25 protein-coding genes are annotated in these 24,598 nt (G+C 60.7%); 5 read left to right on the top strand and 20 right to left on the bottom strand.

Going from position 1 to position 24,598, the window contains the following annotated elements:
* Together FIV35_RS05920 and FIV35_RS05925 are read right to left on the bottom strand one after the other, a co-directional pair.
* Positions 1-3,066 carry an efflux RND transporter permease subunit gene (locus FIV35_RS05920; protein WP_034137227.1) on the bottom strand — a complete coding sequence of 1,022 codons (3,066 nt, stop codon included), beginning with the start codon at positions 3,064-3,066 and terminating at the stop codon, positions 1-3.
* A gap of 5 nt (positions 3,067-3,071) precedes the next feature.
* Complete coding sequence (locus tag FIV35_RS05925) at positions 3,072-4,172, bottom strand: efflux RND transporter periplasmic adaptor subunit (RefSeq protein ID WP_034137226.1); 1,101 nt, start codon at positions 4,170-4,172, stop codon at positions 3,072-3,074.
* A gap of 93 nt (positions 4,173-4,265) precedes the next feature.
* Here FIV35_RS05925 and FIV35_RS05930 point away from each other — a divergent pair, with 93 nt between their 5' ends.
* The gene (locus FIV35_RS05930; protein WP_034137225.1) at positions 4,266-4,901 is read left to right on the top strand and encodes a TetR/AcrR family transcriptional regulator; all 636 of its coding nucleotides are present in this window, start codon (positions 4,266-4,268) and stop codon (positions 4,899-4,901) included.
* Between the two features lie 6 nt (positions 4,902-4,907).
* On the opposite strand, the gene FIV35_RS05935 is transcribed toward FIV35_RS05930, so the two are convergent.
* On the bottom strand, positions 4,908-5,690 hold the full coding sequence (locus tag FIV35_RS05935; RefSeq protein ID WP_034137224.1) for a class I SAM-dependent methyltransferase: 783 nt from the start codon (positions 5,688-5,690) through the stop codon (positions 4,908-4,910).
* A 96-nt stretch (positions 5,691-5,786) separates the two neighbouring features.
* On the opposite strand from FIV35_RS05935, the gene FIV35_RS05940 reads away from it, so the two are divergent.
* Positions 5,787-6,407 (top strand): hypothetical protein, encoded by a 621-nt coding sequence (locus FIV35_RS05940; RefSeq protein ID WP_034137223.1) that lies wholly within the window; start codon positions 5,787-5,789, stop codon positions 6,405-6,407.
* 3 nt (positions 6,408-6,410) lie between these two features.
* Here FIV35_RS05940 and FIV35_RS05945 read toward each other — a convergent pair whose 3' ends face one another.
* The 7 genes from FIV35_RS05945 to ppc all read right to left on the bottom strand — a co-directional run bounded on the left by FIV35_RS05945 (position 6,411) and on the right by ppc (position 13,629).
* The gene (locus tag FIV35_RS05945; RefSeq protein ID WP_034137222.1) at positions 6,411-7,109 is read right to left on the bottom strand and encodes an extensin-like domain-containing protein; all 699 of its coding nucleotides are present in this window, start codon (positions 7,107-7,109) and stop codon (positions 6,411-6,413) included.
* A 3-nt stretch (positions 7,110-7,112) separates the two neighbouring features.
* Complete coding sequence (locus FIV35_RS05950; protein WP_034137221.1) at positions 7,113-7,940, bottom strand: isocitrate lyase/PEP mutase family protein; 828 nt, start codon at positions 7,938-7,940, stop codon at positions 7,113-7,115.
* A 27-nt stretch (positions 7,941-7,967) separates the two neighbouring features.
* Entirely contained in the window at positions 7,968-8,828 is an 861-nt protein-coding gene (locus FIV35_RS05955) for a DUF72 domain-containing protein (protein ID WP_034137220.1), read from the bottom strand.
* A complete protein-coding gene (locus FIV35_RS05960) occupies positions 8,828-9,130 on the bottom strand; it encodes a hypothetical protein (RefSeq protein ID WP_034137219.1) in 303 nt (100 codons plus the stop codon). Before FIV35_RS05960 ends, FIV35_RS05955 begins: the two co-directional genes overlap by 1 nt.
* Before the next feature lie 149 nt (positions 9,131-9,279).
* Entirely contained in the window at positions 9,280-9,966 is a 687-nt protein-coding gene (tsaB, locus tag FIV35_RS05965) for a tRNA (adenosine(37)-N6)-threonylcarbamoyltransferase complex dimerization subunit type 1 TsaB (RefSeq protein ID WP_034096210.1), read from the bottom strand.
* Positions 9,967-10,056: 90 nt separating this feature from the next.
* Positions 10,057-10,704 carry an adenylate kinase gene (adk, locus tag FIV35_RS05970; RefSeq protein WP_034096209.1) on the bottom strand — a complete coding sequence of 216 codons (648 nt, stop codon included), beginning with the start codon at positions 10,702-10,704 and terminating at the stop codon, positions 10,057-10,059.
* Positions 10,705-10,983: 279 nt separating this feature from the next.
* Positions 10,984-13,629, bottom strand: coding sequence for a phosphoenolpyruvate carboxylase (gene ppc, locus FIV35_RS05975; protein WP_034137218.1), 2,646 nt, complete (start codon positions 13,627-13,629; stop codon positions 10,984-10,986).
* 180 nt (positions 13,630-13,809) lie between these two features.
* Between ppc and FIV35_RS05980 the strand changes: the two genes are divergently transcribed.
* The 3 genes from FIV35_RS05980 (at position 13,810) to lptF (ending at position 15,703) form a co-directional block, all read left to right on the top strand.
* Positions 13,810-14,154, top strand: a complete 345-nt coding sequence (locus FIV35_RS05980; RefSeq protein WP_034096207.1) for a hypothetical protein — start codon at positions 13,810-13,812, stop codon at positions 14,152-14,154.
* Between the two features lie 282 nt (positions 14,155-14,436).
* Positions 14,437-14,862, top strand: a complete 426-nt coding sequence (locus tag FIV35_RS05985) for a DUF4398 domain-containing protein (RefSeq protein ID WP_034096206.1) — start codon at positions 14,437-14,439, stop codon at positions 14,860-14,862.
* 55 nt (positions 14,863-14,917) lie between these two features.
* Positions 14,918-15,703, top strand: coding sequence for a lipotoxin F family OmpA-related lipoprotein LptF (lptF, locus tag FIV35_RS05990; protein ID WP_034137217.1), 786 nt, complete (start codon positions 14,918-14,920; stop codon positions 15,701-15,703).
* A 29-nt stretch (positions 15,704-15,732) separates the two neighbouring features.
* On the opposite strand, the gene FIV35_RS05995 is transcribed toward lptF, so the two are convergent.
* From FIV35_RS05995 to FIV35_RS06040, 10 genes are all read right to left on the bottom strand, one after another.
* Positions 15,733-15,966, bottom strand: coding sequence for a hypothetical protein (locus FIV35_RS05995; protein ID WP_080761403.1), 234 nt, complete (start codon positions 15,964-15,966; stop codon positions 15,733-15,735).
* Between the two features lie 147 nt (positions 15,967-16,113).
* On the bottom strand, positions 16,114-16,461 hold the full coding sequence (locus FIV35_RS06000; RefSeq protein ID WP_052198928.1) for a hypothetical protein: 348 nt from the start codon (positions 16,459-16,461) through the stop codon (positions 16,114-16,116).
* 167 nt (positions 16,462-16,628) lie between these two features.
* Positions 16,629-16,955 carry a PA3694 family proteiin gene (locus FIV35_RS06005; protein ID WP_003172217.1) on the bottom strand — a complete coding sequence of 109 codons (327 nt, stop codon included), beginning with the start codon at positions 16,953-16,955 and terminating at the stop codon, positions 16,629-16,631.
* Positions 16,952-17,857 carry an alpha/beta hydrolase gene (locus tag FIV35_RS06010; protein ID WP_034137216.1) on the bottom strand — a complete coding sequence of 302 codons (906 nt, stop codon included), beginning with the start codon at positions 17,855-17,857 and terminating at the stop codon, positions 16,952-16,954. The genes FIV35_RS06005 and FIV35_RS06010 overlap by 4 nt, the downstream gene beginning before the upstream one ends.
* A 27-nt stretch (positions 17,858-17,884) precedes the next feature.
* Complete coding sequence (locus tag FIV35_RS06015; RefSeq protein WP_034112096.1) at positions 17,885-19,162, bottom strand: flavohemoglobin expression-modulating QEGLA motif protein; 1,278 nt, start codon at positions 19,160-19,162, stop codon at positions 17,885-17,887.
* 21 nt (positions 19,163-19,183) lie between these two features.
* Positions 19,184-19,732: a hypothetical protein gene (locus tag FIV35_RS06020; RefSeq protein WP_034137215.1), complete on the bottom strand. Its 549-nt coding sequence runs from the start codon at positions 19,730-19,732 to the stop codon at positions 19,184-19,186.
* Positions 19,733-19,747: 15 nt separating this feature from the next.
* On the bottom strand, positions 19,748-20,464 hold the full coding sequence (locus FIV35_RS06025) for a TetR/AcrR family transcriptional regulator (protein WP_034096200.1): 717 nt from the start codon (positions 20,462-20,464) through the stop codon (positions 19,748-19,750).
* A 106-nt stretch (positions 20,465-20,570) separates the two neighbouring features.
* Positions 20,571-22,073, bottom strand: a complete 1,503-nt coding sequence (gene lysS, locus FIV35_RS06030) for a lysine--tRNA ligase (protein WP_034112093.1) — start codon at positions 22,071-22,073, stop codon at positions 20,571-20,573.
* A gap of 83 nt (positions 22,074-22,156) precedes the next feature.
* Positions 22,157-23,252, bottom strand: a protein-coding gene (gene prfB, locus FIV35_RS06035) for a peptide chain release factor 2 (protein ID WP_098100956.1) whose coding sequence is annotated in 2 segments (ribosomal slippage) — positions 22,157-23,179 and positions 23,181-23,252 — 1,095 coding nt in all. Because the reading frame shifts where the segments join, the coding sequence is not laid out codon by codon here.
* A gap of 326 nt (positions 23,253-23,578) precedes the next feature.
* On the bottom strand, positions 23,579-24,580 hold the full coding sequence (locus FIV35_RS06040) for a diguanylate cyclase (protein WP_034096198.1): 1,002 nt from the start codon (positions 24,578-24,580) through the stop codon (positions 23,579-23,581).
* Between the last annotated feature and the right edge of the window lie 18 nt (positions 24,581-24,598).

Raw genomic sequence — 24,598 nt, forward strand, 5'->3', positions numbered from 1 at the left:
TTACGCAACGTCCTTCCTCACTCGGAACCACGCAGCATACAGGGCCGGCAGGAACAATAGGGTCAATGCCGTGGCGACAATCAACCCGCCCATGATCGCCACTGCCATCGGCCCGAAGAACACGCTACGCGACAGCGGGATCATCGCCAGCACCGCTGCCAGCGCCGTCAGCACTATCGGCCGGAAGCGTCGGACCGTTGCCTCGATGATCGCCTGCCACGGCGCCAGCCCCGCCTTGATGTCTTGCTCGATCTGATCCACCAGGATCACCGAGTTACGCATGATCATCCCGGACAATGCGATAGTGCCGAGCATCGCCACAAACCCGAAGGGCTGACGGAACACCAACAGAAACAGCGTCACACCGATCAGCCCCAGCGGCGCCGTCAGAAACACCATCGCGGTGCGTGAGAAACTGCGCAATTGCAGCATCAGCAACGTCAACACCACCACGATGAACAGCGGCACACCGACCTTCACCGAGTTCTGGCCGCGTGCGGAGTCTTCGACGGTGCCGCCGACCTCCAGCAGGTAACCGTCCGGCAATTCGGCGCGCACTTGCGCGAGGGTCGGAAAAATCTGCTGCACCAGGGTCGCCGGTTGTTCCTTGCCGTAGATATCGGCGCGGATGGTCACCGTGGGGAGGCGGTTGCGATGCCAGATCACGCCCTCTTCGAAGCCGTACTCAAGCGTGGCGATCTGCGACAGCGCGACGCTTTTGCCATTGTCGGTGGGCACCGCCAGGCTGGGGAGCAACGTCAGTTCGGTGCGTTCATGCCGGGTGCCGCGCAGGAGGATTTCGATCAACTCGTTATCCTCCCGGTACTGGCTGACGCTGGAGCCGGTCAGGGAACTCTGGAGGAATTTCGACAGGTTGGCGGTGCTGACGCCCAACGCCCGGGCGCGGTCCTGATCGATATTGAGGTAGACGATTTTGCTCGGTTCCTCCCAGTCCAGGTGCACGTTAACCACATGAGTATTTTCGCGGACCTTCGCGGCGACTTTGCGGGCCAGGGCGCGCACCTCTTCGATATGCTCCCCCGTCACGCGAAACTGCACCGGGTAACCTACGGGCGGGCCGTTCTCCAAGCGTGTGACACGCGAGCGCAGGTCAGGGAATTGCTCGTTGAGGGTTTCGATCAGCCAGGTGCGCAGGGTTTCGCGCTCCTCGATGGTCTTAGCCAACACCACGAACTGGGCGAAGCTGGTGGCCGGCAACTGCTGATCCAGAGGCAAGTAAAAGCGCGGCGAGCCGGTGCCTATATAGGCCACATAGTTGTCGATGCCGGCATGCTCTTTGAGCAGCGCCTCCAGGCGTTTGACCTGCTCGGCGGTGTTGCTCAGGGACGCGCCCTCGGCCAATTTCAAATCGACCATCAGCTCCAGGCGACCAGACGCCGGGAAAAATTGTTGCGGCACGAACCGAAACAACGCCACCGAACCGATGAACAGCAGCAGCGTCAGCACTATCACGGTTTTGCGCCGATTCACACACCACGCCACCAACCGCCTTACACGCTGGTAGAAGGGTGTGCCGTAGGGATCGGGGCCATCATGGCCGTGTTTGGCGGCATGAATCTTCGCCAGGTCCGGCAGGAGTTTTTCCCCCAGGTAGGGCACGAACACCACGGCGGCCACCCAGGACGCGAGCAGCGCGATGGTCACCACTTGGAATATCGAGCGAGTGTATTCGCCAGTGCTCGATTGGGCCGTCGCGATGGGCAGGAAACCGGCCGCAGTGATCAGCGTCCCGGTGAGCATCGGAAACGCGGTGCTGGTCCAGGCAAAACTGGCGGCCTTGAGCCGGTCGTAGCCTTGCTCCATTTTGATCGCCATCATTTCCACGGCGATGATGGCGTCATCGACCAGCAGCCCGAGGGCCAGTACCAGGGCGCCGAGGGAAATCTTGTGCAAGCCGATGCCGAGGTAATACATGGTGGCGAACGTCATCGCCAGCACCAGCGGAATCGCCAGCGCTACCACCATGCCGGTGCGCAGTCCCAGGGAGAAAAAGCTCACCAGCAACACGATGGCCAACGCTTCAGCCAGCACCTGGACAAATTCGCCGACTCCGGTTTTGACCGCTGCGGGCTGATCTGACACTTTGCGCAACTGCATGCCCGCCGGAAGGTTCTTCTGAAGACGCGCGAATTCACCCTCAAGCGCCTTGCCCAACACCAGGATATCGCCGCCCTCGCGCATGGCCACGGCCAGGCCGATGGCGTCTTCGCCCATGTAGCGCATACGCGGCGCCGGTGGATCGTTGAAGCCACGGTGAATATCAGCCACATCGCCGATACGGAAAGTGCGATCCCCCACGCGAATGGGAAAACTGCGGATTTCCTCCACCGTCTTGAAATTGCCCGACACTCGCAACTGCACGCGCTCGCTTGGCGTTTCAAAGAACCCGGCGGTAGTCACCGCGTTCTGTTCCTGCAACGCTTGTTGCACAGCGGCCAAGGGTAAACCCAGGGTGGCGAGTTTTAGGTTGGACAGCTCGATCCAGATCTTCTCGTCCTGCAGGCCGAGCAGTTCGACCTTACCCACATCCGCTACGCGTTGCAGTTGGATCTGGATGCGGTCGGCGTAGTCCTTGAGCACGGCGTAGTCGAAACCATCGCCGGTCAGGGCGTAGATATTGCCGAAGGTGGTGCCGAACTCGTCGTTGAAAAACGGCCCTTGGATATCCGGTGGCAGGGTCTGGCGGATGTCGCTGATTTTCTTGCGCACCTGGTACCACAGTTCGGGTATCTGCGCCGAGCGCATGGCATCGCGGGCGACGAAGGTCACCTGGGACTCGCCCGGCCGCGAGAATGAAACGATTCGCTCGTAGTCACCGGTCTCCATGAGTTTTTTCTCAATGCGCTCGGTGACTTGCCGCGCGACTTCTTGAGCGGTGGCGCCAGGCCAGTTGGTCTTGATCACCATGGCCTTGAAGGTGAAGGGCGGATCCTCGCTCTGCCCCAGCTTGGTGTAGGACAACGTGCCCACCACTGCCAGCAGAATCATCAGGAACAGCACGATCTGGCGATTGCGTAGCGCCCATTCGGAAAGATTGAAACCCATCGGGACTACTCCTTGGCCGCCAGATTCACCACGCGGTTGGCGCGATCCACCGGGCGCACTGGCTGGCCCTCGTGGAGCACATGCACACCGGCTGCGATAACCCAATCATCGGCGCTCAAGCCCTCCAGCACCGGCACGGTTTTATCGCCGAACGCGCCGATACGCACCTGTGTGCGCTTGAGGGTGTTGTCCGGCTGCACGCGCCAGACGTAGGACTCACCGTTCTCCGCGCTGATGGCAGACAACGGCACGGACAGCGGATTACTGCCGTCGGCCTGTATGAATACGCGAGCGCTCTGGCCGAGTTCCGCCGGGACTTTGCCGCCGGTAAACGCAACGCGCGCAGCAAAAGTCCGCGACTTGGGGTCGGCGGCAGGGGACAACTCGCGAATGCGCCCAGCGAAGCGTTGATCCGGCTGGCTCCACAGCTCCACAGACACCGGCTGGCCGATCTTGAAGCGAGCAAAGCCTTGTTCGGGCAGGCTGATCAGCACTTCACGTTCGCCATCGGTGGCCAGGGTGAACACCGTTTGCCCGGCGGACACCACTTGCCCGACTTCCACCGCACGCTTGGCCACCACGCCATCCTGCGGCGCGCGCAACACCGCATAGGCCGCCTGGTTACTGGCCACATCGAACTCGGCTTTGATTTGCTTGAGGCGGGCTTCGCCCGAACGGTAGAGATTCTCGGAATTGTCGTACTGGGACCGGCTGACCATCTGACGATCCAGCAAGGTTTTGTAGCGATCACGCTCGGCACGCACCAGGCTCAAGTTGGCCTGGGCGGCGGCGACCTGAGCGCGGGCAGCGTCCAGTTGCAGGCGCACGTCCTGAGGGTCGAGTTCGGCCAACGCCTGATTGGCCTTGACCCGCTCGCCCTCCTCCACCCAGCGCTTACTGACTTTGCCGCCAATGCGAAAAGCCAGGTCCGGCTCGTAGCGTGCGCGCACTTCTCCGGGGTAGCTGTCCGTCGTCTGCGTCGAAGGCTGTGGCTGCACCACCATGGCCGGGCGGATGGTGGTCTGGGGCGCTTCTTCATGGCCGCAGGCGGCCAATAGGAGGACCAGACACGCAGGCAACGCAAGGGGCAGGAAAGTGCTGCGCATGCTGAAGGACCTTTCGCAAATGATGCTAGGAATAATTATACTTGCCGGTATGTTATTAATACCAAACTCACCAGTCCAGTATTAAAGGTGAAAATGTCCGACAATCCTCTGAACACCAATAGCCCCGGGCGTCCCAAGGACATGGCAAAACGCCAGGCAATCCTCGAAGCAGCCAAGTTTCTGTTTTTGAGCAATGGTTACGCCAGCACCAGCATGGACGCGGTGGCCTTGGAGGCTGGCGTGTCGAAACTCACGGTCTACAACCACTTCACCGACAAAGAAACCCTGTTCACCGCCGCCGTCGTGGCCAAATGCGAGGAACAATTGCCGGTGATGTATTTCGAGATGCCCGCGGGTGTGCCGGTGGAAACGGTCCTGTTGACCATCGCCCGTGGTTTTCATCGGCTGATCAACAGCGAAGAGTCGGTGAACCTGCATCGGCTGATGATGACCACCGGCAATCAGGACGTGAAACTCTCGCAGATTTTCTTCGAAGCCGGGCCCATGCGCATGTTGCAAGGCATGGAACGCCTGCTCAGCACCATTGACCAGAGCGGCGCCCTGAACATCGATAAGCCGTTCAAGGCGGCCGAGCATTTTTTCTGCCTGCTCAAAGGCACGGCGAACTTCTGCCTGCTGTATGGCTGCGGCGGCCAGTTGAGTGAGGAAGCCGCCGAAGCCCATGTGCAGGATGTGGTGGGGTTGTTTATGCGGGCCTACAAGCCATAGCGGTTATCAGGGCTTGAGCGCTTTCTTGGGGTAAATGTCGTAGCGGCTGGACTTGCCATCCAGCGCATGGCTCGGCTTGGGCCCGTCGATACACGGCGCCTTGCGCGGGCGCTTGACCACAACACGGTGACTGGCCAGGGCCAGCGCTGCGGCGAGCAAGGCCGGTGCGTCCGGGTCATCGCCCACCAGCGGGCGGAACAGGCGCATTTCCTTCTTTACCAGGGCGGTTTTCTCACGATGAGGGAACATAGGGTCGAGGTAGATCACCTGAGGGGGCTCGCCCTCCCAGTTGCGCATCACCTCGATGGAGTTGCCCTTGAGCAGTTGCATGCGTGCCACGATCGGCGCCACTTCGAAATCATCCGCGCCGCGCGCCAGGCCGTCTTCGAGCAAAGCGCCAATCAGCGGCTGGCGTTCGATCAGGCTCATGTTGCAACCCAGGCTCGCCAGCACAAAAGCGTCCTTGCCCAGGCCGGCCGTGGCGTCCAGCACTCGTGGGCGTACGCCTTGGGCGATGCCCACGGCCTTGGCGATCATCTGCCCGCTGCCACCGCCGTATAAACGCCGATGCGCCGCGCCGCCTTCGACGAAGTCCACACGCACCGGCCCCGGTGCGTCCGCCCCCAGTTGCTGCAATTGCAAGCCGTGTTCGCCGACCTGCAAGGAAAAATCCGCATCCGCCAGCACTAACGGCAAGCCAAGTTGGGCAGCCCACTGCTCGGCACGGGACTGGAAAGCATCGGCCATGGCCTCGACCCGGATGCGGCTGGCCGCTGGTTGTTCGCTCATCAATCGCTACGCTCAAAAATATTAAGGATCGGCCAACACCGGCCGATAAAACCAACAGTCAGGTATTTTGCCAGAGCTGAGCGTCGACCGAAGAAAATGTCAGACATTCTCCCCCTAACCATCGGTGTACTGCCGACCCACAACCACTACGGCTTGCGCAACACTCAAGCGCTGGCCGGTGTGAGTCATGTGTGGCAGGACTTCTTCGCCCGGGCATTGGCCGAGCAGCTCGGCGAAACGCCGGACGCGCCGGCAGCCCAGGCGACGGCACCCCTGGACCCGGCGGTAGAACCCAGCGCAGGCGCAGACCTGTTGTCGCAGATCCTCACCCAGCGTGAGTGCGACGTTAAAGACACCGAAATCGCCCCGCCAGAACCGCTGTTCCTGCCCATCGCCGAATTTGAAACCGAGCTGCTGCCACCGGCTGCGACGCCGTTTCCTGAAGAAGAAATCGTCGCCCAGCAACGTCAGCAGAATTTCGAAAGCGGTTGGGTACGCCCTATCGTACTGGCCGCCGGGCAGCCATTGCCGGAGCCAGGCCCTGCGCCGGAACCGCGCGCCCTGCACTTGCCAATCGCCGAGTTCGAACTGGACCTGTTGCCACCGCCGCCTACGCCTTACTCCGAAGAAGCGTTGGTGGAGCAGCAGAAAGCCCTGGACTTCGACTACTACTGGGCACGCCCGTTGATCACCCACAACCTGCGCCTGGCCGCCTGACCCTCAGCGACACACCCACCAGCGCCCCATATCGAAGTGGAAGTGATTGCGGTGCGCGGCGTTGTAGTCCGGGCTTAATACCACGTTGAAATCATCACAGGCACTGTCGCGCACCTGACGCAGGAACCGCGCATTGGCGTCCTCCCCTGGCCAATCCTTGAGCACGCTGATGCTGCGCCCATCGGCCAAGCGAAAACCGGCGATATCCAGCGCATTGGCCGAGGCGTGCTGGCTCAGTTGCCCGTTGGCACGGTTATACATCGTGCGACAGGCAAAACTGCCCAGATGATCGACCCGCGTCACCGCCTGGCCAAACACCGTCTGCGCCGCCGGTTGCAGGCTATGGCGCTCGAAGAGTGCGAACGCCACGGCCAGCGGGCAGCTGGCAAGAAAGCTGCTGCTCAATCCCACCTCTGCACCCTGCACGCGCAAGGTGTTGCGCAACGGGCAGGCGACATCGGCGGGTGAATCAGCTTGATGGCTCACGCGCAAGCCTGAAGTCTTCAGCACCTGGTCGCACAGCGCCGGGTCGTCCTGCAGACGTCCCAGCTTAAAACGCGTCAACAGGTTTGGGCTGGCGCGCACATCCAGCGGCGCCCATGGATTCCATTCCGGCGCCAACGGCACCCAACCGCGCCATACACCGACCACCACCGCGCCGCCCAGCATCAGCAGCACGCCCATCACCTTGATAAACCGCATGGGTCAGACCTTGAAAAACTGATTGGCCTTGCTGAAGGGCATGGAGCGTTCGGTAAAGGTAAAGGTGCCCAACTCATAGACCTCCTGGGCCGCGCGATAGAACTCGCCATAGGCCGCCAACGCCATCGCCGAACCCACACTGATGCGCTTGACGCCCATGGCGCTCAATTGCGCGACGCTGAGTTTCAGCGCACCGGACATCAACACATTCACCGGTTTGGGCGCGACCGCCTTGACCACCGCCAACACCTCATCGGCGGTGCGCAGGCCCGGCGCGTAAAGCACATCGGCACCGGCTTCGGCGTAGGCCTGCAGACGGCGGAGGGTGTCGGGCAGATCCAGACGCCCATGCAGAAGGTTTTCCGCGCGGGCGGTGAGCGTGAACGCAAACGGCAAACTGCGGGCCGCGACTACCGCCGCATGTACTCGCTCCACAGACAGGTCGAAGGCATAAATGGGATCGCCAGAGTGTCCGGTGGCGTCTTCGATGGAACCGCCGACAATCCCCGTGGCCGCCGCACGCAGGATGGTCTGGGCGCAGCCATCCGGGCTGTCGCTGAAACCGTTTTCCAGGTCGGCCGCCACCGGCAGTGTCGTGGCTTGGGCGATCTGATGCGCGTTGAGCAAGGTGTCGTCCAGAGACAGCGCGCCCTCCGCATCCGGCCGACCAAGGCTGAAGGCATAACCCGCGCTGGTGGTGGCCAAGGCTTCGAACCCCAGGCTGGCAAGCATCACGGCGGAACCGGCGTCCCACGGGTTGGGCATCACGAACGCGCGGTCGCGTTCATGCAGGCGCTTGAAGGTTTCGGCGCGAAGGGTTTGGGCATCCATGGCAAGCTCCTGGCGGGAAAAGGAGCCCTAGAGTAACCCCAGTTGCTCCACTTCTGGCTCGCGATCCAACGTGGGCAATGGTGCGAGGCCGGGCAAGCGTGCCATCAGTTGGGTATGAAAGCGCATGGCCAATTGGGCGGCGAGGCGATTGTCCGAGGTGTGCAGAAACACGTAGGGAGTGCGTCCCTCTTCGATCCAGCCGGCGACTTTTTCAATCCAAGGCACCAGAAACGGGTCGTTGGCCTCCAGCTCCGGATGGCCAATGAAGCGCACCTGCGGAAACTGAGTCAGCGCAGCCGGCCGCGGCGGCACTTTGGGCTTTTTCGATTGGGCGTGCAGCACCGCCGGCGACGTCGAGGTGCAACTGAACAGCGCCCTGGGGTCCAGGCAGATACGCTCGACACCCCGGTCGCGCAACAGGCGGTTAAGCATGCGCTCGGCATCGCCCTTGGCGAAAAATTCCGGGTGGCGCACTTCCACCGCCATCGGACGCTCCAGGCCGTCGATAAACCCAGCCAGTTCCGCCAGACGCTGCGGCGAGAACGCAGCCGACAGTTGCAGCCACAACGGAGCTACACGTTCACCCAACGGGCTCATCAGGCCGACAAAGCTTTCCGCCGCCGGTAATTGCTCACGCAAATCGCCCCCGTGGCTGATATCCCCGGGGAATTTGGCGGTGAAGCGAAAATCGGCGGGCATGATTTCAGCCCAGCGCTGCACGGTGGCGGCCGAGGGGCGAGCGTAGAATGTGGTGTTGCCTTCAACGGCGTTGAAGACTTGGGAATAGAGGGCGAGGTAATCGCTGGCGCGGGCATCGGCCGGGTACAGGTAATCACGCCAGGCGTTTTCACTCCAGGACGGACAACCAAGGTAGTAAGGCAGACGCATCAGATGTGAACGTCGAGGCCCAGTACTTCCATATCCCATTCGACAAAGCCAGCGGTGGTCAGGTAACTGGCCAGGGCAGTGGCGACGCTTTTGCTCATGGAACGGGGGAAGATCATGTCTTGCTGCCGGGCGGGCAGGCCGCTTATGCGCGCATTGCCAGCACCTTGTGCAGCGGGCGTCGCCTCGGAATGGACCTCGATGAAGTCCGGCGAATCTTCGACTGAATCGTCTACCGTCACGCTCGCCTTGCGCGGCTTACGTTTGAGGGGGTACGACTGTGAGGAAAATCCGTCTATACGCATCGATGCGAACTCGCTATCAGTGATGGCATTTTAGTGGCGACTTCCGTTGCGCGCAAATGCTCTGGTGATAACTAGAACACATAATTTGAAAAAGGTTTAAAAATGGGGGCAAATTCTGACGATTGGCGAAAGTTGCCATCACTTTGGCGTCAAATCAGCCCGCGTTCGGCCTTGGTCTGCGCCACTTTATCGCGCAGGTACACCGGCGCGGCCTGATCGGCGGGGATCGCTTCTCCACGCTCGAAGGCAAAACGCGCCAGGGTCAGCAGGTCTTCGGCATGTGGCAACATGGCAGCGTCCTGGCCGGCCAGTTTCACCGCGATGCGCTCGCCATAACCCCAACCTGTGCCCGCGCCGAACCAATCGCCGCTGGCATCCTCCGGCAGTGCCGACGCTTCGGGCGGCTGCACCGCCTCCGCGCCGACCAGGCGCATTTCACCGGCCACCGCGCGGTAACAGCCCCAGTAGACTTCGTCCATCCGCGCGTCGATGGCGGCCGCTACCTGCGACGCGCCTTGCTCACGCAACGCGCGCTGGGCCAAGACGGCAAGGTTGGAGACCGGCAACACCGGGCGTTCCAGGGCAAAGGCCAGGCCTTGCACCACGCCGATAGCAATGCGCACACCGGTAAAGGCACCCGGGCCGCGACCAAAAGCAATAGCGTCCACCGCCGCCAACGTGGTGCCGGCATCTTCGAGCAGTTGCTTGATCATCGGCAACAGTTTTTGCGCGTGCAGGCGGGGGATCACCTCGTAGTGGCTGGTTACTTTGCCATCGTGCAGCAAGGCAACGGAGCAAGCTTCGGTTGCGGTGTCCAGGGCCAGCAGGGTGCTCATCGGTGTGGGTGTCCAAGTCGAAAAAAAGTGCGCCAGTATAAACAACAACGGCCCGCAAGCGGGCCGTTGTGTGAGACGCCGATCAGGTGATCAGCTCAGGGCTTGCATCACTTTGGCGGTGATGGCTTCCACCGAACCGACGCCAGGGATATGGCTGTACTTCGGCTTGCCGTTGGCAGCGGACAGCTTCTGATAGAAATCCACCAGCGGCTTGGTCTGGGAATGGTAGACCGACAGGCGATGACGCACGGTTTCTTCGGTGTCGTCCTTGCGCTGTACCAGGTCTTCGCCGGTGACATCGTCTTTGCCTTCAACTTTCGGCGGGTTGTAGACGGTGTGGTACACGCGGCCCGAGGCCTCGTGAACGCGACGGCCTGCGATACGCTGGACGATTTCTTCGTCTTCCACCGCGATTTCAACCACGGCATCCAGCTCGACACCAGCCGTCACCAAGGCTTCGGCCTGAGGAATGGTGCGCGGGAAACCGTCGAACAGGAAACCGTTGGCACAGTCAGGCTGCGCGATACGGTCCTTGACCAGGGCAATGATCAGGTCATCGGAAACCAGGCCACCGGCGTCCATGATGCTCTTGGCCTTAATGCCCAGCTCGGTGCCTGCTTTTACCGCAGCGCGCAGCATGTCACCGGTGGAGATTTGTGGAATGCCGAATTTTTCAGTGATGAACTTTGCCTGAGTACCTTTACCGGCCCCGGGAGCTCCCAGCAGAATGACGCGCATCGATGTGCTCCTCAATTTTTTATAGAGATGACGCTCGGATTCGCCGCGTGGGGCCAATCGCGTAAAAATGTGATTCGGGCCGCCCAAACGGCCAAAGGCTGATCAAGATACACAGCAGGCCCTAACCACACAAGCCGCCAAAAGTCGGAAGAACCCGCACCGCGCATACGTCATAGGTAGGGTATTCCAGAGTGCAACCCGCCCCCATGGACGATGACCGCCCGGTTCCGGGCGGCCGTCCTGGCTCAGGCGCAAGCCATTGAGAACACGCGAAAAACCTCAGCCGGTGTTGCGCAACCCGGCCGCGATACCGGCTACGGATACCAGCAGCGCCTGTTCCAGAGGGCTGTCCTGCGCGGCTTCCTGCCGGCGCGAGCGCGCCAGCAACTCGGCCTGCAACAGATGCAAGGGGTCAAGGTAGGTATTGCGCAGGCGGATGAACTCCAGGGTGTCAGGGCTGTGTGCCAGCAGTTGCGACTGGCCGGTCAGACCGAGCACCACCGAGCACGCCTGCGACAATAGGTCGCGCAAGTGCGCACCCAATGGCAACAGGTCGGGCTGCACCAGGCGCTCATCATAGAGACGCGCAATATCGGCATCGGCCTTGGCCAGCACCATTTCCAGCATATCGATGCGGGTGCGGAAGAACGGCCACTGTTCGCGCATCTGCCCCAGCAATTCACCTTCACCCCGCGCCAGGGCATTGCTCAACGCCGCCTCCCAGCCGAGCCACGCCGGCAGCATCAAGCGCGTCTGGGTCCAACCGAAGATCCAAGGGATGGCGCGCAGGCTTTCGATACCGCCCGCACGCCGCTTGGCTGGACGGCTGCCCAGCGGCAGGCGGCCCAGCTCCTGTTCGGGGGTGGACTGGCGGAAATACTCGACGAATTGCGGATTTTCCCTTACAACCGCGCGGTAAGCCCTCACACCATCCGCGGCCAATTCGTCCATTAAATGACGCCAGGCCGGCTCGGGCGGTGGCGGCGGCAACAGCGTTGCTTCCAGCACTGCAGCCAAGTAAAGGTTGAGGTTCTGCTCCGCGATGTCCGGCAGACCGAACTTGAAGCGGATCATTTCGCCTTGTTCGGTGGTGCGGAAACGCCCGGCCACCGAGCCTGGTGGCTGCGACAGGATCGCCGCGTGGGCAGGGCCGCCACCACGGCCCACGGTGCCACCGCGACCATGGAACAACAGCAGCTCCACTTGCTGTTCGCGGCAAATATCCACCAGGCGCTCCTGCGCCCGGTATTGCGCCCAGGCAGCGGCGGTGGTGCCGGCGTCCTTGGCCGAGTCGGAATAGCCGATCATCACTTCCTGCGGGCCCTGTAAGCGCGCGCGATAGCCCGGCAGTTGCAACAGTTGCTCGATCACCGGCCCGGCGTTATCCAGGTCGGCCAGGGTTTCGAACAACGGCACCACGCGCATTGGCCGCTGTACACCCGACTCTTTAAGCAGCAATTGCACCGCCAGCACATCCGACGCCGCACCAGCCATGGAGATGACATACGAGCCCAACGACGCCGCAGGGGCTGCGGCGATTTCCTTACAGGTATTGAGCACTTCGGCGGTGTCGGCCGACGGTTTGAAATACCCCGGCAGCAACGGGCGACGGTTGGTCAATTCCTTCATTAAGAAGCTGATGCGCGCGTCCTCATCCCAGTCTTCGTAGCGACCCAGGCCGAGGTAATCGGTGATCTCCGTCATGGCTGCCGAGTGTCGGCTGGAATCCTGGCGCACATCCAGACGCACCAGGAACAGGCCGAATGTCACGGCGCGACGCAGGCAATCGAGCAGCGGCCCGTCGGCGATCACGCCCATGCCGCATTCATGCAGCGACTGGTAGCACAGCTCCAGCGGCTCAAGCAGTTCACGGTTGTTCTGCAACACCTCGGCGGGCGCCGGTGTGCTGCTGCTCAACGCGGTGTGGGCCCATTGCCGCGTGGCGCGCAAGCGGTCGCGCAGTTGTTTGAGCACGGCCCGGTACGGCTCAACGCTGTCGCCGACCTTGGCCTGCAACGCTGGGCTGGCGTGACGCATGGACAGCTCGGAAGCCAACTGATCGATATCGCGCAGGTACAGGTCGGCCGCCATCCATCGCGCCAGCAGCAAGACTTCGCGGGTGACCGACGCGGTGACATTCGGGTTGCCGTCACGGTCGCCGCCCATCCACGATGCAAAGCGAATCGGCGCCGATTCCAGGGGCAGGCGCAGGCCGGTGGCCGCGTGCAACGCCTGATCGGCCTTGCGCAAATAGTTGGGGATGGCGTGCCACAGCGAATGCTCGATCACCGCGAAGCCCCACTTGGCTTCATCCACCGGCGTGGGGCGGGTGCGGCGGATTTCTTCGGTGTGCCAGGCCTCGGCGATCAATCGTTGCAGGCGTTGGCGGATCTGCTCGCGCTCGGCGGTGGTGAGGTCGCGGTGATCCTGCAAGGCCAACTGCGCGGCGATGGCGTCGTACTTCTGGATCAAGGTGCGGCGCGCCACTTCGGTCGGGTGGGCGGTGAGGACCAGCTCGATTTCCACTCGCGCCAACTGGCGGGCCAGGGATTCGTTGCTGTGGCCTTCGCGTTGCAGGCGCGCCAGCAGCTCGGGCAGCACGCGCGCCTCGAAGGGTGCCGGTTGCGACTCATCGCGACGGTGAATCAACTGATACTGCTCGGCGATATTGGCCAGATTGAGAAACTGGTTGAAAGCCCGCGCCACCGGCAGCAGTTCGTCTTCCTGCAACTGATTGAGGCTGGCGCTCAGTTCATCGCCGGCGGTTTTCTCAGAGACGGCGCCACGCCGATCGGCCTTGGCGCCTTTGCGGATCTGCTCGATCTTGTCGAGAAAATCATCGCCGTACTGCTCTCGAATGGTGTTGCCCAACAATTCACCCAGCAGGTGAACATCCTCACGCAAGCGTGCATCGATATCACTCATCAGCCAATCTCCAGCCAGAAATCCGGGACGCGCAGATCTGCCAGAGTGCCGCCCGCGTTGTTTTATGACAAGACTTTAAACCTTGTGGGTTGCAGCTAGTCTCAACCATAAGTCGTCGCGATAGGCGAACGGCTGGTCACTCATCACCGCCCGCTTGCCGTGGGTTTTATTGAGGTTGCCATGAAAATCCGAGAATTGGCCCAGCATTGGGAAGAGAACGCCAAGGGTCGCTTGACCAAGACCGAATATGCGATCCACCTGGACGTGGAGTCCGCCGCCCGGCTGGCGGCCATCGCCGAGATGTACCCCAAGCGCAACACCGAAGAGCTGCTGGGCGAGCTGATCGGCGCCGCCCTTGAAGAGCTGGAAGCCAGCTTTCCCTATATCAAAGGTCAGCAGGTGATTGCGACCGATGAAGAGGGCGACCCGCTGTACGAAGACGTCGGCCCTACCCCGCGCTTTTTGTCGCTGTCGCGTCGCTATCTACATGATTTGTCTACCAGTGCGGACGAATCGAAGCACTGATCTGCTGTCGTTTAATCCACCCTCCCCTTGTATTCCGGGCCTATTACAGGCCCGAAATACTGCTTGGAAGTGCAAAAGTTCCAATTTTTTTCGCTGACTACTTAGTCAATTATTTTTTTAGGCAAATCGCCATCTCTTCTGAACTTTTGAAAAAAGCCTCCGGTCACAGCCAGTAAGCCATCACTTGGAACGGCCGTTTGAAAGAGCACCAGGCGCTTTACCACCGGGCTCGCAGCCGTTCACTGACTGAGATGGATTTTGATGTTTTTCAGGAGTTATCCAATGGAGTTGAAGACGATGAAGACCAGCACTGCCAAATCCTCGTTTAACCATCTGCGCGGGCTTAAATTGGCCGCGCTGGCAATCGGTACCAGCTTCGTTCTGGCTGGCTGCGCCGGTAACCCTCCGACTGAGCAGTACGCAGTGACCCAGTCGGCGGTCAACAGCGCTGTGAGCGCCGGTGGCACCGAGTACGCCGCTGTAGAAATGAAGTCGGCTCAGGACAAGCTCAAAGAAGCTGAAATCGCGATGCACGACAAAAACTACGAGAAGGCTCGTATGTTGGCTGAACAAGCCGAGTGGGACGCCCGTGTCGCCGAACGTAAAGCCCAGGCTGCCAAAGCTGAGCAAGCGGTAAAGGATTCCCAGAAGGCCGTTGACGAGTTGCGTAAGGAAGGCATGCGCCCGGCTGCTATCCAGCAGAAATAAACCGAGCCCCTCGACCGCACCGCACCCGATATCGAATTGAAAGGACGACACGATTATGCGTAAACAACTGATGATCCCTGCCCTGTTGGCAATGAGCGTTGCCTTGGCGGCCTGCTCCACTCCGCCAAACGCCAACCTGGAAAACGCCCGCACCAACTTCTCGGCCCTGCAGACCAACCCACAGGCCACCAAGCTCGCGGCGCTGGAAACCAAGGACGCTCAGGAATGGCTGGACAAGGCCGACAAAGCCTATCGCGACAAGGAAGACCAGAAGAAGGTCGACCAGCTGGCTTACCTGACCAACCAGCGCGTTGAAGTGGCCAAAGACACCATCGCCCTGCGCGAATCCGAAGCCAAGCTGAAAAACGCCGGCGACGAACGCGCTCGCGCCCTGCTGGAAGCTCGCGATGCGCAGATCAAGCAGTTGCAGGACAGCTTGAACGCCAAGCAGACCGATCGCGGTACGCTGGTGACTTTCGGTGACGTATTGTTCGCCACCAATAAGTCCGATCTGAAATCCAGCGGCCTGGTGAATATCACCAAACTGGCTCAGTTCCTGCGCGACAACCCAGATCGTAAAGTGATCGTCGAAGGCTACACCGACAGCACCGGTTCCGATTCCTACAACCAGAGCTTGTCGGAGCGCCGTGCAGCTTCCGTACAACGCGCACTGGCTCAGCAAGGCGTGGATATTTCGCGCATCGTGACCCAGGGCTATGGCAAGGAATATCCGGTTGCCGACAATAGCAGCGCATCGGGCCGCGCCATGAACCGCCGCGTTGAAGTGACCATCTCCAACGACAACCAACCGGTCAAGCCACGTTCGTCGATGGCGAACTGATTGATTGAGCTTGGATAGAAAAACCCACCTTACGGTGGGTTTTTTTTCGGTTCGGCAAACTCGATAGTGCGATGAGTATCCTCAGCGGGCATTTCAATTCTGGAACCGTAGGTATTTTGCGAGAGCTTGTCCATCAGTTGCGCAAGCTCATGATCCCGAGCATCTCGCCTTTCCAGCGTCTGATGCCCTCTGATCATGTCCAGCATGTTGTCGATTGCAGCAATCCGTATCGCCACGTTCTCAGCCTCGATCTGTGTAAGCAACTCCGCTTTCTGTGGTTTGAATACGCGATAGGGTTCCAGCTAATTCCGTCGCCCGTGACTACCGCCAGCGCCGACTTGTTGGTGGACTGATCGCTACAAGCGCCATAAACAGCCCATCGACGAGGGCAGCTTTTGTGAGACGAGCAGTCAGAAAGGTACCGGGGTGTTCCCCTGATAGTCTCCCTGCTGGATTTGAGAGGCAGGCTGCGCACCAGATTGACCGTCTTGCTGAGCGTTGCCGTTTTGAGCCCCTTGACCGCTCTGTGCACCTTCATTCTTTTTTTGTTCAAGCAGCTTATTCAGCAGCTTCAAAAGCGCCTCAAGGGTTTCGTCGCCACCGGCACCACTGCTTCCCGGTCCACCGTGGGAACCTCGCGATCGCAGTTGTTGAATTTGGTTTCGTGTATCTTGGATCCGCTGATCGAGACTCTGTTGCCCCACTGCGCCGGCATCGCGCGCATTCCCAACACTCGACGGTCCATTAATAGCTGCCATAGATGCTAACTCCACATAACTGAAATAAAGACCGATCAGTGATACCAATCAGTCCCAAATCTGTGGCTGGCTAACCGAGATAGTTCCGGGTTGCGTAGGTTTACCATTGCACTGAAGACTTAATCACCAAGTCTCGTGGCGCTTTCCCACAACAATGACGTGCAAGCTCACTGCTGCAACTGCGGCGTTTCCTGCCCCATGCAGCGCACGGCTTGCTTCTTGTTGTTCACCAGCACGCCACTCAAGCCTTTCTGCTCGGTATCAAACATCACCAGCACGCCATCGACGCACTGCGCCACTTGGGCGGCCGGAGTCAGGGAGATCTTGTAATCCTCGCCCGGCACGGTCTTGAGCATGGTGAAGTCACTGAGCAGCAACGCATCTTCCGGTTTGGCGAAGTGCAGGTAGCCGTAGTACCACAGGCAACCGACGGTACCGATGATGGTGCCGATGCCGGTGAGGATCAGCGGGATCATGTTGCGTTCTTCGCTCATTGCGGGCTCTCTGATGGATCAACGTTAGGAGTCGGATAGTTTGGAATTTCGCCCAGGCGCCGCAGGCCATTGAAATGTTGCGGGTCATCCAGATAGCGCAGCATCACGGTTTGCCAGGTTTTATCGGCAAAGGTCTGCACATGCCCGCCCCGGGTCAATTGCAAGACTCTGGGCGGCGGCGCCGCCTGATACAAGCGGATGCCATTGGCCACGGGCACGATCGGGTCATCGAGGCTGTGAAACAACAGTTTCGGCACGCCACTCAACTGGGGCATGGCATTGATCGCACTGTCCGCGTCGGGCACGAGCCAGGATAAGGGCACTTGCAATAGCCATGTTAGCCAGGAGGTGCTCAGCGCGAATTGTCCTACGTCACGATAACTGGCCGGCACGCCGTCCAGCACCAGCGCCTTGAGCTGGGCCTGACGCTGCGGGTGCGCCGCCAGGTAATGCACGGCCAGCGCGCCGCCCAGGCTTTGGCCAAGCACAATCAGGGGCTGCCCCTGGGTTTCGGGGGCCTTGTCGAGCCAGCTGAAAGCCGCGTCCACGTCCTGATAAATCGCCGGCAATGAGGGCTTGCCTTCCGACAGCCCATAACCGCGATAGTCCAGCAGCAACACTTGGTACCCCTGCTCCGGCAACCACCAACTGCCGCCCAGATGCCAGGCCAAATTGCCACCGTTGCCGTGCAGGTGCAGCACCGTGCCCTTGAGCGGCACGCCGGGTTTGGCCGGCAACCACCAAGCATGCAGCTTGACGCCATCGGCGGTGGTCAAGGTGACATCGCGGTAGTCCAAGTGTGCTTTTTGTGGCGTGAACGGCAGGCCGGGTTCGGGGTAGAACAGCAGCGAGCTACAGCCGTTCAGTGTGAGGAGCAGGCACAGAATGCCGAGGATTCTCATCCGTTGAAGCCTCGCAAATAACAGCGTTTAAAGGATATTGGAGTAGTCAGCCTCGATCCGATCCAGGCTCAGATGGTTGAGGAAGTTGGAGAAGCACATCCACGCCGCCAGGGCGTTCATGTCACGGAATTGCTCGGGCAGGTACTTGGGCGGCACCACCAGGCCTTCGTCCACCAGTTGGCGCAGGGTACGCATGTCCTCCAGGGTGGTCTTGCCGCAGAACAGCAGCGGCACTTGTTCCAGCTTGCCTTTACGCACAGCCAACTGGATGTAGTTGTAGACCATGATAAAGCCCTTGAGGTAGGACAAATCCTTGGTGAACGGCAGACCGGTCGGCACCGAGCCACGGAATACGCGGCTGGCGTTGCCATAGCTTTCCGCCATCTCAAAGCCTTGCTCGCGGAAGAACTCAAATACCTGCAGGAAGTCGGCGCCCTCCTCCACCATATGGATGGCCCGCGTGCGGTTGGTCAATTTGCGCAGGCGGCTGGGGTAGGAGGCGAAGGTAATGATCTCCATCAGGATCGCCAGACCTTCCTGGGTCACGGTGGACGACGGCGGGCCCTTGGACAGGAAGGTGCAGATCGGCTGGTTCTGGCCGTTGAGGGTGGTGCCCACATGCACCAGGCCTTCATGCACTTCCAAGGCGCGCACATCGCGGTCGTTGAACATAGCGTCGGCGCGGATCTTGATGTAGTCGGCACCCGCCGCCGCGTCGGCGACGATACCGTCGGACTCGAACACACGAATGGTTTCTTCGGCCTCGCCGAACACCTTGTTCAGGCGGGTTTGCAGCAGGGCCACGGCGTCCTTGGCGGTCAGGGTCTTGGCTTCGTCCTTGAGGTCGCCACGGCCGTCGATGTTGTTAAGGTAATCGGACAGCATCAGGCCCAGATCGGCCAGGGTCGGGTCGCCGGCGTGGAACGCATCGGAAGCGGCGCCGTATAGCTCTTGGGAGATCAGGCCGAAGTCCTCGGTGCCGCGGGCCTCCAGCATTCGCACCACCATGCGGTATTCCTTGCACATGCGGCGCATGATCTGCCCCACCGGGCTGAATTGGCCGAGCCGGCGGGTGATGTCACGCTCGATATTCTGGAATTCCAGCTTCACCGCGCTGGAATCGAACGACAGCGGCCGGTTCAGGTAATAGTCGCGATCCACGGCCGGCATGGCTTTGCCCTTGGCCTTGAGAAACCCTTGACGGATGTTCTCGTCCCATTTCACGGCGTCGAGGACGCGGATCGGGGTTTGCGCCAGCACAATGCGATCGGACAAGGTGCGTATCGTCTGCTGGTAATCGTCCACCCGGTACTTCCTCTTTAAACGTTATCGACCCGCGCGCCGGTAGCGCACGGCTTCAACGAACACATCGGCATTGGCCGGATCATCCAGGTAGGCAAATACCTGGCTCATGGCGCTGTCGATCAGTACACCGGCGCCTTCGACGGTATCCACGGTGCTGCCATGCAGTACCTGTTGCCCGATAGCCTGGTGAATCTGCTCGAGATCGAGGTTATAGACCACCAATTCGTGCTTATCGTCGAACTCGAACCCCGCCAGGAAATAATGCCCTCCCCACCTGGCGGGCAATGGTGCCGACAGGTACCAGCGGCTGCCATGGCGCGAAACGGTAAACAGGTACTCATCGCGCTGGGCCGGCGAGGCTTTAGGGTAGCTCACCGCTTTATAGCGGTGCTCACCGGCGCGGCTGATTTGCAGATTGAGCGGTTCGCCCCAAGCATTCTTGCTGGTCCAATGGCCCAGCAGTTCATCCGGCGCCGCCTCATGGGCGGGCAACGGGTCCTTGAACGTTACCAGGCAACCACCGAGCAATAGGAACGACAGGGCCAGTACCGCCAAACGCCAGGTTTTCATTGGACTCCCCCGGTGTCAGACCGAGGCCAACACCAAATGCATGTAACGCTTGAGAATCTCAAGCATCTCGTCAGCGGTCAAAGGCTCTGGGCCGCCCAGCAGGCCCTGATATTCCATCCGACCGATTATCGCCGTCAACACTTTGGCATCCTGTTGCGGCTCGCGGGAACCCAATACCTGGAAAAACTGCCCGGTGCCCTGCAGCAGAATCTGTTGATGGGACCGCACCAGTTCCGCCAGACGCGGGTTGAGCAAGGCTTCCTGACGAAAGGCCTGTTCGGCCATCAAGTGCTCGCGGCGGTTGGTCAATTGACGCATCACGTAATCGGCGGTCAAGCGGGCGATGTCGTCCGCCAACTGCGAGCGCGACTGCGGGCTGCCATCGCCATAAGCGACCATTTCGCGCAGCAGGCCCTCGTTGCGCACCCACAATTTGCCCATGAACGCGGCGCTGCGTTCCACGTATTGGGCGAAGGTGTCGGTGAGCAGGTCGTCGATATCCTTGAAGTAGTAGGTGGTCGCCGACAGCGGCACCCCCGCTTCGGCGGCCACCGCACGATGACGCACAGCCCGCACACCATCGCGTACCACGATGCGCATGGCCGCATCCAAAATGTCTTGCCTGCGCTGCTCGCTGCCTTGGCGACTGGCCTTACGGCCCTGGTACTGGACGCTTTCAGCCACGGCAGCAGCAATGCCGGCGGCGCCTTCTTGTGCGGTTACGCGGTTCACGACTCACATCCTTGAACAGATCAAAACCTGGCGCTGTTTGCTTGACGCTTATAGACGCCACATAAAAAAGCCGCCTTATAAAAGGCGGCTCTGGATTTCGCTACGGTTACGCTTGTGGCCGCATGTGCGGGAACAGGATCACATCGCGGATCGACGGCGAGTTGGTCAACAACATCACCAGGCGGTCGATGCCGATGCCTTCACCGGCGGTCGGCGGCATGCCGTATTCCAGGGCGCGGACAAAGTCGGCGTCGTAGTGCATGGCTTCGTCGTCACCGGCGTCTTTGTCGGCCACCTGGGCCATAAAGCGCTCGGCCTGGTCTTCCGCGTCGTTCAACTCGGAGTAGGCGTTGGCGATTTCGCGGCCGCCGATAAACAACTCGAAACGGTCGGTGACGTTCGGGTTGTCGTCGTTGCGACGGGCCAACGGCGACACTTCGAACGGGTACTGGGTAATGAAGTGCGGCTGTTCCAGCTTGTGCTCCACCAGCTCTTCGAAAATCATCACCTGCAGTTTGCCCAGGCCTTCGAAGCCCAGCACCTTGGCGCCGGCTTTCTTGGCGATGGCGCGAGCCTTGTCGATGTCGTTGAGGTCATCGGCGCTCAGCTCGGGGTTGTATTTGAGGATCGAATCGAACACCGACAGGCGTACGAACGGCTCGCCGAAGTGGAACACCTTGTCGCCGTACGGCACGTCGGTGCTGCCCAGGACCAACTGCGCCAGCTCGCGGAACAGTTCTTCGGTCAGGTCCATGTTGTCTTCGTAGTCGGCGTAAGCCTGGTAGAACTCCAACATGGTGAATTCTGGGTTGTGACGGGTGGAGACGCCTTCGTTGCGGAAGTTGCGGTTGATCTCGAAGACCTTCTCGAAACCACCGACCACCAGACGCTTGAGGTACAGCTCAGGCGCGATACGCAGGAACATTTCCATGTCCAGCGCGTTGTGGTGGGTTTCGAACGGCTTGGCTGCGGCACCGCCGGGAATGGTTTGCAGCATCGGCGTTTCCACTTCCAGAAAGTCACGCTGCATCAGGAAGCTGCGGATGTGGGCGATGATCTGCGAGCGGACGCGGAAGGTGTGGCGCACGTCTTCGTTGACGATCAGGTCGACATAGCGCTGGCGATAGCGTTGCTCGGTGTCGGTCAGGCCGTGGTGCTTGTCCGGCAGCGGGCGCAAGGACTTGGTCAGCAGGCGCACGTTGGTCATTTCCACGTACAGGTCGCCCTTGCCGGAACGGGCCAGGGTGCCTTCGGCGGCGATGATGTCGCCCATGTCCCAGGTTTTCACCGAGGCCAGGGTTTCTTCGGACAGGGTCTTGCGGTTGACGTAGACCTGGATACGCCCGGTCATGTCCTGGATCACCATGAACGAGCCACGGTTGAGCATGATGCGACCTGCCACCTTGACCGGGATCGCCGCTTCCGCCAGCTCTTCCTTGGTCTTGTCCGCGTACTGTTTCTGCAAGGCATCGCAGTAGTTGTCGCGGCGGAAGTCGTTGGGGAAGGCGTTGCCCTTGGCGCGCTCGGCAGCAAGCTTTTCCTTGCGCAGGGCGATCAGGGAGTTTTCTTCCTGTTGCAGGGCTTGCGGGTCGAGTTGTTGGTCGCTCATGTCTTTAAATTTTCCATCACAGGTTCGTTGCCCCCAGGCCTTCGGCCTGGGGATCGCGGGCAAGCCCGCTCCCACACAGGGTATTACAGGCCGGACTTCAGGCTGGCTTCCAGGTACTCGTCGATATCGCCGTCGAGCACCTTGTCGCAGTCGCTGCGTTCGATGTTAGTGCGCAGATCCTTGATACGCGACGCGTCGAGCACATAGGAGCGGATCTGGTGACCCCAGCCGATATCCGACTTGGTGTCTTCCAGCGCCTGGGAAGCGGCGTTGCGCTTCTGCATCTCCTGCTCGTACAACTTGGCCCGCAGCATTTTCATGGCGGTGTCCTTGTTGGCGTGCTGGGAGCGTTCGTTCTGGCAGCTCACCACGGTGTTGGTCGGTACGTGGGTAATCCGCACGGCCGAGTCGGTGGTGTTGACGTGCTGACCGCCGGCACCGGAGGAACGATAGGTATCGATCCGCAGGTCCGCTGGGTTGATCTCGATTTCCACTTTGTCATCGATCTCAGGCGAGACGAACACCGCGCAGAACGAAGTGTGGCGACGGTTGCCGGAGTCGAATGGGCTCTTGCGCACCAGACGGTGCACGCCGATCTCGGTACGCAGCCAGCCAAAGGCGTATTCGCCCTTGATATGCACGGTAGCACCCTTGATACCGGCGACTTCACCGGCGGACAGTTCCATGATGGTCGCGTCGAAACCGCGCTTGTCGGCCCAGCGCAGGTACATGCGCAGCAGGATGTTGGCCCAGTCCTGGGCCTCGGTGCCGCCGGAACCGGCCTGGATGTCCAGGTAGGCGTTGTTCGGGTCCATTTCGTGGCTGAACATGCGGCGGAATTCAAGCTTGGCGAGGTTTTCCTCGAGACGGGCCAGCTCGGCGACCACATCGCCCACTGCGCCTTCGTCGTTTTCTTCGACGGCCATGTCCAGCAGGTCACGGCAATCGGCCAGGCCGGTGTTCAGTTCGTCGAGGGTGTCGACGATCTGCGCCAGCGCAGCGCGCTCGCGCCCCAGTTCCTGGGCGTATTCAGGTTTGTTCCAGACACTCGGATCTTCAAGCTCGCGGTTGACCTCGGTCAGACGCTCATGCTTTTGATCGTAGTCAAAGATACCCCCGAATAGTTTCGGAGCGCTCGGACAGGTCCTTGATGGTGTTAAGGATCGGGTTGATTTCCATGGCGGGCAGCACTCGTTGGCGAACTTTTGAAAGCCGGCGAGTATAACGGCAAACAGCTGGAAACGGCAGCCCGCTGAGCCGAAAAGGCGGTTTCAAACCCTATGAAAACCCGCCGTGGGAGGGGAGTTGCCGTGGTGAGCGGGCTTGTCGAATCGTCGCACCGCCCGTGCTGGGCTGCGAAGCAGCCCCACTCCAAGCGATGTGGTTTTAGCTGACACACCGAGGTGCCTGGGTTTGGGGCCGCTTCGCAGCCCGGCGCAGGGCAAGTCTGCTCACCAAAGAGTTAGGAGTCTGCCTTTGAAACTTGTGTTGAGCGCAGCTTCAGGTCACTCGATACCGACCTGATTGCGCCCATTGTGCTTGGCTGTATACAGCCCCTTGTCCGCCGCCATGATCACCTGGCGGCAACTGGAGCCCTGCTGCGGGACCATGGTCGACAGGCCGATGCTGACGGTCAGGCACGAACCTTCGGTCGGGGCATTGTGGGGGATGTTCAGCGCGGCGACGGCCATGCGCAGTTTTTCCGCCACCAGGCGCGCGCCACCCGGCGAGGTGTTGGGCAGCACCAGAGCGAACTCCTCGCCGCCGTAGCGCGCCGGCAGGTCCGACGGGCGGCTGCTGGCGTCACGGATGGTGTCGGCGACCTTACGCAGGGCTTCGTCGCCTTCGACGTGGCCGAAGCTGTCGTTATAGGTCTTGAAGAAGTCCACGTCGATCATCAGCAATGACAGCTGGGTCTGGTCACGCATGGCGCGGCGCCATTCCAGCTCCAGGTATTCGTCGAAGTGGCGACGGTTGGACAGCCCAGTCAGGCCATCGGAGTTCATCAACCGTTGCAGCACCAGGTTGGTGTCCAGCAACTGCTGCTGGCTGACCCGCAGCGCACGGTACGCCGCATCGCGCTGCAACAGGGTCATATAGGAACGTGAGTGATAGCGGATGCGCGCCACCAGTTCGATGTTGTCCGGCAGCTTGACCAGGTAATCGTTGGCGCCGGCTGCAAATGCCGCGCTCTTGATCAGCGGGTCTTCCTTGGTGGAAAGCACGATGATCGGGATGTTCGCCGTGGCCGGGTGGTTGCGGTACTCGCGCACCAGGGTCAGGCCGTCGAGGCCGGGCATCACCAGGTCCTGCAGGATCACCGTCGGTTTGATGCGGATGGCCTGGGCAATGGCCTGGTGCGGGTCGGCGCAGAAATGGAAGTCGATGTTTTCTTCATGGGCCAGGCCACGCCGCACGGCTTCGCCGATCATGGCCTGGTCGTCGACCAGCAACACCATGGCGGCGTTTTCGTCGGTCTTGATGTCGTCGATCTGTAAATCATTCATCTGCAGTCACCTGAATTA

Source organism: Pseudomonas rhodesiae (genome assembly GCF_007858255.1).
GTDB lineage: Bacteria > Pseudomonadota > Gammaproteobacteria > Pseudomonadales > Pseudomonadaceae > Aquipseudomonas > Aquipseudomonas rhodesiae.